Raw genomic sequence first — 437 nt, forward strand, 5'->3', positions numbered from 1 at the left:
CACTGTGTTTTCGCGATCCATGTTCATTTGGTTCTCGTGCCGAAGTTCCGGCACGCGGTGTTCGCCGACCGGCACCTGACCCGCATGGAGGCGATCATGCGGGACGTACGCACGGACTTCGAGGCCGAGCTGGTCGAGTTCAACGGCGGCCACAACCACGTCCACCTGCTGGTCGACCACCACCCACCCGAAGTCGCCGTTTCCCGCCTGGTCAACTCACTCAAGGGCGTCCCGCCGCGCCGCCTGCGGCAGGAGTTCCCCGACCTCGCACGCCACTACCACCGGGCCAACAAACTCTCTGGTCGGGCTCGTACTTCGCCGGCTCCGTCGGCGGCGCGCCACCGAGCATCGTGACGCAGTACATCGAGCAGCAGAACCGGCCAGGTCAGGGCACTGCTCGGGCCCTGGCGGCCCTCCCAGCGCGGGCCTTCACCCCC

Annotated in this window: 1 pseudogene; it reads left to right on the top strand. The window is 67.7% G+C overall.

What is annotated here, in order from left to right:
* Positions 1-437 (top strand): annotated as a pseudogene (tnpA, locus tag ACXAHD_RS32410) (IS200/IS605 family transposase); the annotation flags it as partial.

It is taken from the genome of Micromonospora sp. ABR4_055, assembly GCF_056160425.1.